Genomic DNA, 9013 nt, shown 5'->3' with positions numbered 1-9013 from the left:
GCCGGCCTCAAGGCCCACAACATGAATCGGACATCCTCCTTGCGGAATCCGTCCCAGGGACGGGGCGGGTTTTTTTTCAACGGAATCCATGACAAGGGATTGAGGCGAATCACAGTGAATCAGGGTGCGCTAGTCGAAACACTGATCCAGCTTTCCAATTTGCGTCAATACGGCATGGCCGAATCCTTGTTGAGGGCCTGCACGCGCGCGCAATTGCAAGCATTGCTGGAAGTGGCGGAGCGCGCTTTCAGCCAGCGGCTTACCTATTCGCTGGAAAAGCAGCTCAAGCGTATCGGTGATGCCACGGACAAAGTGAAAGGCGTCATGCTTGCCGAGCTGATGAAGATTCTGAACGCCTGGTGCATGGAAGGGCATCGCAGCGCGATCCGCTGCGCATTGATGGAACTGTCTTCGGAAGAAATCGCTGCACTTGCACGCATGTCGGACCTGGACAAGGAAGTGTATTCCTTGTTGCACGAATACGGTCTGCCTTATGAGTTATCGCCTTGTACGTGCCGGTGAATATCATTCGATTTCATGCCAGGGGACAAAAACGTAGCTGACCGCGGCGCTTTTGCCCCTTAGCTTTTGGCGCTCCAAGGAACGATGCCGGCTTATTCATGGCATTTGCCAGCGACGTGCATGCCGATGGTGGCGAGTACATAATCCCCGAGTGAGTATAGAAATCCACATGACCATAAAACGTGAAAAATGGTGATGAAAAAATCTTGGATTGCATGGAATGTGCGTTGCTTCACAGCCGATTTCGGCTTGAAAAATATGACATTAAATATTAATGCCATACGTCCATATTGTAATTTTGTTGGCATATTCATCGACACCATTGCTTAATGGCCCCGTCATTGCGCAAGCGTAAAAAGCCATGGCCTCCAATTCCGGGGGTCTAAGCGCTATGGGGAACACCATGAGTAATGGACTGAATCGGTTAAACACCCGCACCAAGCTGATCGCTGGTGCTCTGGCATTGGTGATGGCTGGCGTGTCGCATGCCGGCACGCAAGTGGGTGGTGGTGCGACGCTGCCGTCGCTCCTCTATGTCGGCAGCGCTGCCGCTAACCCGTCGACCCCGCAACTGACCGACGCTTCGGTAACCAACCCGCCCTCCTATGTCGGCGCCATCGCTTCGGGTTCGCTGCTCGGTGTGTATGATTCGACCAACGGCACCACTTCCTCCTACTGCCTGACCGGCAGCGGCTCGGGTAAGAACATACTTGCCGGGATTACCAACAACAGCGTGCAGGATGTCTGCCCGACCAGCGGCACCAGCCCTGTGCTGCATGGCTTTGGCGCGCCGGTTGTCAGCCGCACCGACCTGACCCAGCCGAACTTCGCCGCTGCGGATGCACCGCTGAGCCAAGCGGATTTCAGCAACTACACCGGCAATCATGGCGGTAGCCTCCCCGTGCAGTTCCCGGTGGTGGTGGGTGCGGTGGCGATCGCCTTCAACCTGACGGACAGCACCGGCGCCCAGGTGACTTCTTCGGAAGTGAACTTCAGCGACCTGCAGGTTTGCCAGATCTTCTCCGGCCAGATCACCAACTGGAGTGATTCCCGGCTAGCCAACGCGTTCACCCTCACCGCCGGCGTCACGATTCCTTCCTCGGCGATCAACGTGCAGTACCGCAAGGATGGCAGCGGCACGAGCTTCAGCTTCAGTAACCACTTGTCGGCTGTCTGCGCTGCCGCCGGTTTGAGCGGTGGTCCGTTTGAAGCCAACCAGGCTTTCGTCGGCGCTTCCCCGGCAGTAACCTCCAACTTCTTCACCACGGCTCCCTCCGGCTGGACCGGCTCCAGCGGTAACGCGGGCGTAGCCGCTGCCATTGGTTCTACGGCCAGCAGCATCGGCTATGTGGAACTGGCCAACGCCCAGGCCACCAACCCCGGCCTGCAGTTCGGCTCTGTAAACGGTAAGAGCCCGGTCAGCAACTTCAGCGTTTCGTCCATCACCGGTTCCTCCATCGCCTTCAACCAGGTGATCAGCAGCACCAACAACACGAACGGTACGCCAGCGCTCACGGCCATCTCGCCTGCGCCCACCACGCAGTGCATCGCTATCGTGAGGCCGAACAAGTACGCCGCTCCCAGCTCCACCCTGGGCAGCATCGTGCCGGTGGGCAGCTATCCGATCGTGGCCGTCTCGTACTTCCTCGGTAACAGCACGGGCAACGGCTCGGACCAGGCCACCACGCAAGGTCTGGTGACCTCTCCGTACAACTCGGCCATTACCAGCCATGTGACGGCCGTTGGCGGCCTGCAGTTCATTGGCCTCGGCTCCAATTCGTTCACCTCCAGCCAGGTCAGCGGCTGCTACGGGCTGTAATAGTTCTACGTTCCACGCTGCAAGAAGCTGAAAAAAGAGGGGATGCGCGCGCGCATCCCCTTTTGTTTGCGCGGCGGCAAGCGCCGCCAAGGTCATCCGCTGATCACCATCCGGACAGTTCGGTGGGCTGAGTTGCCACTGCCGCGGGAACGTTGCCCACGTTCACCGTGGCAACCACTTTGCGGGTCTCGGGATTGATCACGGAAACGGTGTTGGCGTCGGCATTGGCCACGAACAGACGATCGCCATCGCGGTCGAGCGCTAGCGCATCAGGAGCAGCGCCCGTTGCTACAGTGCCGGTTACGACAGGCTTGAACGCGCGGATCACGGAGACGGAGTTGTCGCCGAAATTGGCTACGTACAAATGCGCGCCGAACGGGCTGACCGCTACGGCACTGGCACCGCTCCCTGCCGTTACCGTGTCGATCACGCTATGGGTAGCCCTGTCGATCACCGAAACGGAATTGGATCCTACATTGGCCACATAGACACGCGAGCCGAGGTGACCTACCGCTACGCTTACCGGACCGGTTCCGACCAGCACGGTGGCGGTCACGGTGTGGGTGGAGGTGTCGATCACGGCGATGGAGTTGTCATTGGTGTCGGCCACATACACCAGCTTGCCATCGGGGGTGACCGCTACGCCATTGGGGCTGTTCCCTACCGGCACGGTGGCGATGACGGTGTTGCTGGTCGTGTCGATCACGGAGACGCTGTTGGCATTCGCATTGGCCACGTACACGTCGGCGCCATTGGGAGAAACCACGGCGGACACGGGACTGCTTCCCACCGGCACCGTGGCGGTCACCGTGTTGCTGGCCGCATCGATCACGGAGACGCTGTTGGAACTGGAATTGGCTACATACACGGTAGCGCCATTGGGGCTTACCGCCAGGCCCGACGGACTGGTCCCCACCGGTACCGTAGCGGTCACGGCCTGGGTGGCCTGATCGATCACGGACACGGTGTTGTCGTTCAGATTGGCCACATAGACATGGTTGTTATGGTGGATGTGATGAGCCGAGGCAGGCAGTGCCGCGCCTGCGATCAGCAAAGCAAGCATGCAGCGGGCCGCATCCGCAAGCCGCCGGCGCCCCATCGGGCGCGTCTCGAACTGTTGAGTCGACATGGAATTACCTCAGGTAAGAAGATCATGGGCGTCACGCTACGCCCGGCATGAAACCATCCCGTTGCGCCGGTATGCGAACCCCCTGGAGATGCTTGGCGGTCCCTGGATCGAGCGATGGGAGGCCTCGTGCCACCCGCCTGTGTTGCCCGAGCCGATGACGAGAGCGCGATACATCTCTTCAGCGTGCGTGCCGGCGCTCAAATGTCCCACTTGTAATGCTGTAGCTGCTCAAAGTGCCGCGCCCGCGCACTACGTCCTGGCGCAACACGGCACCGCGCAAGCATGCGCTTGAGCCATGAAGCGCTTGTGACCCAAAAAAACCGCGCCTGGCGCGATTTGTCATGTTTTCTTCATGAGCGGTATTGGACGCACAAACAAACGGCCACCCCGCGAGAGATGGCCGTCTGCTTTGATTTCCTCAGGCGAGCACTGCTGCGCCGAGATCCAGCATTAGAACTGAACCGGCTGGGTTGCCACCGCAGCGGGAACCGAGCCCACGGTCACCGTGGCGATCACTTTGTCGGTGAAGGGATTGATCACGGAAACGGTGTTGTCATTCGCGTTAGCCACATACACCCCCAGGGTGCTGCCGCTGATCGCGACTGCATCAGGAGCAGCTCCCACCGGCACCGCATCGATCACGCTTCCGTTGAACGGGTTGATCACGGACACCGTATTGTCGACGGAATTGGCCGCATAGCCAGGTGCGCCTATCGGGCTGATCGCTACGGCAGCGGGGCCTTTCCCCACCGTCGTCGTCTGGACCACGCTATTGGTCGCGGTGTTGATCACGGAGACGGTGTTGTCACCGGTGTTGGCCACATAAACGAGGTTGCAAAAGGGATCGGCGGCTACGCTGGTCGGATTGGCTCCAACCGTCACTGTGGCGGTTACGGCATGGGTGGCCGTGCTGATCACCGAAATGCTGTTCGCATTGGCATTGGCCACATACACATGAGCACCGTCGGGGCTGACCGCCACGCCACTGGGGCCATTCCCCACCGGCACAGTCGCGATCACAGCGTTGCTGGCCGTGTCGATCACGGAGACGTTGTTCGCGTTGACATTGGCCACATACACATCCGCGCCATTGGGGCTGACCACGGCGGCCGTGGGGCTGCTCCCCACGGGAACCGTGGCCGCAACAGCGTTGGTGGCCGCGTTGATCACGGAGACGTTGTTGGAACTGAGGTTGGCCACATAGACCATCGCGCCATTGGGGCTGACCGCGATGCCCGCGGGGCTGGTCCCTACCGGCACCGTGGCGGTTACGGTGTTGGTGGCGGTGTTGATCACGGAGACCGTATTGTCATTTTCATTCGCCACGTAGGCGTTTGAGTTGGTCATGCTGGCAGTACTTGCATGGGCCGCGGCAGGCAGCAGCACCAACGCCATCAGCAAGGGAAGCGTGCGGCGGGCGAGACCCGCGAAGCTCTTGGATTGTTTCGTCGACATGGAAGACCTCTCGTAAGAAGACCATGGGCGCCGTGCTGCGCCCGTCCTGAAATCACCTCGTTGCGTCGGCATTCGAGCTGCTGGAGCGTGCTTTGCAGTTCCGAGGAGCGGACGGTGGGATGGCTGTTGCCACCCTGCCGCGCGTTCCGGGGAAAATGATGGAAGCGCGGACCATCCCATCAGCGCGCATGCCGGCGCTCGACCCGTCCCACTTGTAGTGCTGTGATCGCTTTTTACGCACCGGCGCCGGCGAGCTTCGTCCTGTCGCCGCCCGGTACCGTTCAAGCATGCGCTTGGGCTATGAAGCGCGTATGACCCTTGAAAACAAGGCTTGGCGCGATTTGTCACCGTTTCGTCATCGCAGCCGCGCCGGGTGAACGGGATGGCTCGCGCAAGGAAAGTCGTGTCGCTGTCCGAACTCGAAGGCCGCGCGAATGGAGTCACGCGATCGAAATGTTGATCGACGCCAAGTGTTCACAATAGCGTCACGGCAGTCGCCTACAAAAGCGGGGTCCGCCTAAAGGGCGAGCGTCAAGCCTCAATGGGTTCGGCCGCCGCACAGCGCGGCAGATCCCTGTTCGCTCAGTCAATAGTTGATGTATTTCTGCAGGAAGCAGAAAGGGAGGGGATGCAGCCCCTCCCTCTTTTTTGCTGGACGACTATTTGGAAATCAGCAACAGCAGCGATTGTCCACACTGGCCATAGGTGGCTCCGCTGCCACCGATCAGCGTTTCATTGCCGGGTGTGACGAAGGTATTGGCGCCGTCGTTCCAATTGCAAGTATCGGTCACGCGATACCACTTGGTGCCGGTGGGCGGCGGTGGGAGCGTGAAGGTGACACTGCCGGACCAGCCGTTGTAGGCGATGTACATGGAGTTGCCGTCGCCGAACGAGGAGCCGTTGACCGTATGTGCAATAGCGTAGTTGCTGGTGTTGTTCCAGTAGCTGCTGTCGGCCACTGCGCCACTGGGTTCGTACCAGACGACCTGGCTTGACGTATACCAGGTGGATGGCCGTAGGGCGGGATGCGCCTTGCGGAACGCGATGATGCGTTGAGCGAAGTTGTAGAAGTTGGACTGATCCGTCGTCCAGCTGTAGTTGAGCCAGTTGGCGGTGGAGTCGAGGTTGTAGGCGTTGTTGTTGCACTGGAGCGTGCGCAGATATTCGTCGCCGCCCTGCATCAAGGGGGTGCCGGCGGAAAGCATGACAAAAGCGAGGCCGGTGCGTGCAGCGCGACGCTGATCGACAGCCGTGCCGGTGCCATTGGACATGCCTTGATCCCAACTGAAATTGTTACTGATGCCGCCGTCGGATGGGCCATAAGGCCATGCCTGGCTGTTGCTGGAACCATTGCAGGAATACACGTCCTTCAGCGTCAGGCCGTCGTGGACATCGATGAAGTTGGTGGAATTCCAGGGCGAACGTCCGCCGGACTGGAACAAGTTGGACGAACCGGCGAAGTCGTTCGCATCCTGTGTGATGCGGATCGTCATGTTGCCAAGCTCGTTTTGCGCCTGGCGCAGGCTGTCGCGGAACAGGCCGTTCCATTCCGACCAGCCCTGCGGGAACTGGCCCTGATTGTCGCTGCCGTTGGCGGCCCATGGTTCGGCGAACAGGTCCAGGCCGCTGCCGCCGTTCGCCGGACGTACGGTGAGGTTGCTGAGAATCCGATTGAGGGCGATGTTGGGGTCGGAGGTATCGAAATGGAAGCCGCCGTTAGGGCAGTTGGGCGCCGCCGACGTGTAGGACTGATTGAGGCAGTTGTTGCCCAGAATCGGTCCTTCGTCGAAGCGGAAGCCGTCGACGCCCATCGTCGTGCTCCAGTAAGCGAGCGAGTCGACGATCATCTGCTGCGCTACCGGACTGTAAGTATTGAAGGTGTTGCCGGTTCCGGTGGCGTCGTAGAAATACTGATTGTCGGTGGTCAATTCATAATAAGTAGCGTTGTCCAGGCCGCGCCATGAATATTCGGTGGCGGTGGAGGGATCGGTGCTGCTCCACGCGCCGCCTTCAGAGGTGTGGTTGTACACCACGTCCAGGTACACCTTGATGCCGGCCTCATGGAAGGCCTGCACCATGGCCTGAAACTCCGCCGTGGGGCCGCCGGCTGATTGGTTGTACGCGTAGTGGCGATCCGGCGCGAAGTAGTCTTCGGTCATGTAGCCCCAGTAGTTCTGGTTGGCATCCGAATTGGGCACCACATCGTTGGCGTCGTTTTGGGTTTCCTGGATCGGCAGGAATTCCACCGCGGTCACGCCCAGGCTGGCCAGGTAACCCGCCTTCAATCCCGCACCGCGGTAGGTGCCCTGGTACGGGGAGGGAATGCTGGAATCCTGCTTGGTAAAGCCGCGCACGTTCACTTCGTAGATCACATCGTCTTTCTGCGCGCGCGTCGGCTTGGTGCCCGTGCTTTGCGCGCTGGGCGCGAGCACGATGCCTTTGGGAGCGTACACGCCACTGTCGATGAGGCGATAGGCCACACCGAAGGAGGTATCCACCGTGCCGCCGGTGGCGAAGACATGGCTGTTCTGGTTGCTGGTATTGAGCGGGTCCTGGCTGATTTCCTGAGCGTACGGGTCCAGCAGCAGCTTGTTCGGGTTGAAGCGGTTACCGCTGCCGTCAACGTCCGCGATGAATCCGGCCGAAGAGCCCTTGGTCCAGCTGGCGTCGTAAGGCCAGTTCGGGCCCCAGGCGCGATAGCCGTAATACACCGCGCCACTAATGCCGGCGCCCTGAATGGCCGATACAGGTACTACCGCCTGCCACACGCCGCCGCCCTGATGGATCATCGGGTAGGTGGCAGATTCCTGTGCGCCATACCCATTCGCGTAGAGATACAACACGATGCGCGTGGCTTGCGAAGAGTAGACGCGAAAAGTGACCTGGGTTTGCTGCGCGTCATAACTTGCGCCCAGGCTCATGCTATTGATCGCCGCGTAAGCGGGCATGGTGGGTAACATCGCGAGGCTGGCGCATGCCAGCAGGGTGGCCAATGGCTTCGAACACTTCATACGGGCGTGCCTCCTGCTTCGTGAATGACAGGTTCTTTCGCTTGAGCATCCTTAAGTGCATGCAGGCACAACGATCTGCATGGCCACAGCTTGCCGCACGCCGAATCGATCTCCCCATCGATTGCGTGTGTGGTTAACGCGTTGGCTGGCTATGCGTAAAGCTGGTGCGCCGGATGGTAGGAAGCATCGCGGTGCAGCAACCAGGGGATGCATACGTATTCATTGCGAACAGGCGCGGCGTTTTCACGTATTGCCCACAAAAAAAACCGCCGCGACCTTTCGATCGCGGCGGCCGTCTGCATTCAGCCCTGTCAGCTGCGCCTTACCACGGCGCTGCCACCAGCGAGATCGGCTCCCAGAACACGGCTGCCTTCGATCCACTATGCGTATCAACGGTGGCGAGGGCTTCCTGCTGCGGCTTGGTCCAGCCGGAGGAGCGCAGTACCGACATGGCCACCGTCAGGTTGCCGCGTAGCGCGGGAATGGCGTCGTGAGTGAAATCCCGTAGCGCCGGATTGGCGGAGCTGACCTTCATGGCCTCGTAGGCCGAGATCATGCGGCAATGGTTGCGCACCGCCGAGCTGGTGAAAGTCCGGTCGAACGCGTCGCCGTTGAGAGCCTGCATATGCTCCAACATGGCGTTGCCACCTGCCACCTGTGCGGCTTGTAGATCGACGCCCGGCCGGAGCTGTGCCATGCGGGCACTGAGTGCGTTGCGCTGCTGGATGATGCTGCTGGCCAGTTCGATCACGCGCGGATTGATGGATTTGGCCAGCGCCAGTTTCGCCATCGCGACCTGGCTGGCGTTGTCGTTCATGGCGCGGGTGAGAAAAGCTTGTTCGTTGGCGTTCAACGGCTGATGGGTGTCGGCGGCTTGCGCAAGTCCCGTTGCCATCGTCATCCATAACAAGATCAGCGAGACGGGAACGAAACGGGAAAACCTTGCAACGCGCATGACGTACCGCCTTGATGATCGAGCTGAGCCCCTATGCTGGTCAATCTGAACTTGGACGGGTTCAAAAGGTGTTTAGAAATCGTCAGACAAATATAGCCCGCCGCTAACGAGCGCAACTTTCC

6 protein-coding genes are annotated in these 9013 nt (G+C 60.1%); 2 read left to right on the top strand and 4 right to left on the bottom strand.

The window, feature by feature from the left end:
- Positions 1-114 precede the first annotated feature (114 nt).
- Both EKH80_RS10885 and EKH80_RS10880 read left to right on the top strand, forming a co-directional pair.
- On the top strand, positions 115-522 hold the full coding sequence (locus EKH80_RS10885; RefSeq protein ID WP_126684794.1) for a hypothetical protein: 408 nt from the start codon (positions 115-117) through the stop codon (positions 520-522).
- Positions 523-925: 403 nt separating this feature from the next.
- Entirely contained in the window at positions 926-2341 is a 1416-nt protein-coding gene (locus tag EKH80_RS10880) for a substrate-binding domain-containing protein (RefSeq protein ID WP_158628817.1), read from the top strand.
- Between the two features lie 103 nt (positions 2342-2444).
- On the opposite strand, the gene EKH80_RS10875 is transcribed toward EKH80_RS10880, so the two are convergent.
- The 4 genes from EKH80_RS10875 to EKH80_RS10860 all read right to left on the bottom strand — a co-directional run bounded on the left by EKH80_RS10875 (position 2445) and on the right by EKH80_RS10860 (position 8891).
- Entirely contained in the window at positions 2445-3470 is a 1026-nt protein-coding gene (locus tag EKH80_RS10875; RefSeq protein ID WP_126684792.1) for a YVTN family beta-propeller repeat protein, read from the bottom strand.
- 450 nt (positions 3471-3920) lie between these two features.
- Positions 3921-4925 carry a YVTN family beta-propeller repeat protein gene (locus EKH80_RS10870; RefSeq protein ID WP_158628816.1) on the bottom strand — a complete coding sequence of 335 codons (1005 nt, stop codon included), beginning with the start codon at positions 4923-4925 and terminating at the stop codon, positions 3921-3923.
- Between the two features lie 659 nt (positions 4926-5584).
- A complete protein-coding gene (locus EKH80_RS10865; protein ID WP_126684790.1) occupies positions 5585-7936 on the bottom strand; it encodes an isoamylase in 2352 nt (783 codons plus the stop codon).
- A 322-nt stretch (positions 7937-8258) separates the two neighbouring features.
- Positions 8259-8891 (bottom strand): DUF4142 domain-containing protein, encoded by a 633-nt coding sequence (locus EKH80_RS10860; RefSeq protein ID WP_126684789.1) that lies wholly within the window; start codon positions 8889-8891, stop codon positions 8259-8261.
- Positions 8892-9013: the final 122 nt, after the last annotated feature.

Source organism: Dyella choica (assembly GCF_003977665.1).
In the GTDB taxonomy this organism is placed as follows: Bacteria; Pseudomonadota; Gammaproteobacteria; order Xanthomonadales; family Rhodanobacteraceae; genus Dyella_B; species Dyella_B choica.
Note: the sequence above shows the minus strand (reverse complement) of the source record. Positions and strands in the feature narration are given on the sequence as shown.

Coding starts and splice junctions, on each gene's coding strand:
- EKH80_RS10865 (WP_126684790.1), bottom strand. CDS start 7,936: ATGAAGTGTTCGAAGCCATTGGCCACCCTGCTGGCATGCGCCAGCCTC.
- EKH80_RS10875 (WP_126684792.1), bottom strand. CDS start 3,470: ATGTCGACTCAACAGTTCGAGACGCGCCCGATGGGGCGCCGGCGGCTT.
- EKH80_RS10860 (WP_126684789.1), bottom strand. CDS start 8,891: ATGCGCGTTGCAAGGTTTTCCCGTTTCGTTCCCGTCTCGCTGATCTTG.
- EKH80_RS10870 (WP_158628816.1), bottom strand. CDS start 4,925: ATGTCGACGAAACAATCCAAGAGCTTCGCGGGTCTCGCCCGCCGCACG.
- EKH80_RS10880 (WP_158628817.1), top strand. CDS start 926: ATGAGTAATGGACTGAATCGGTTAAACACCCGCACCAAGCTGATCGCT.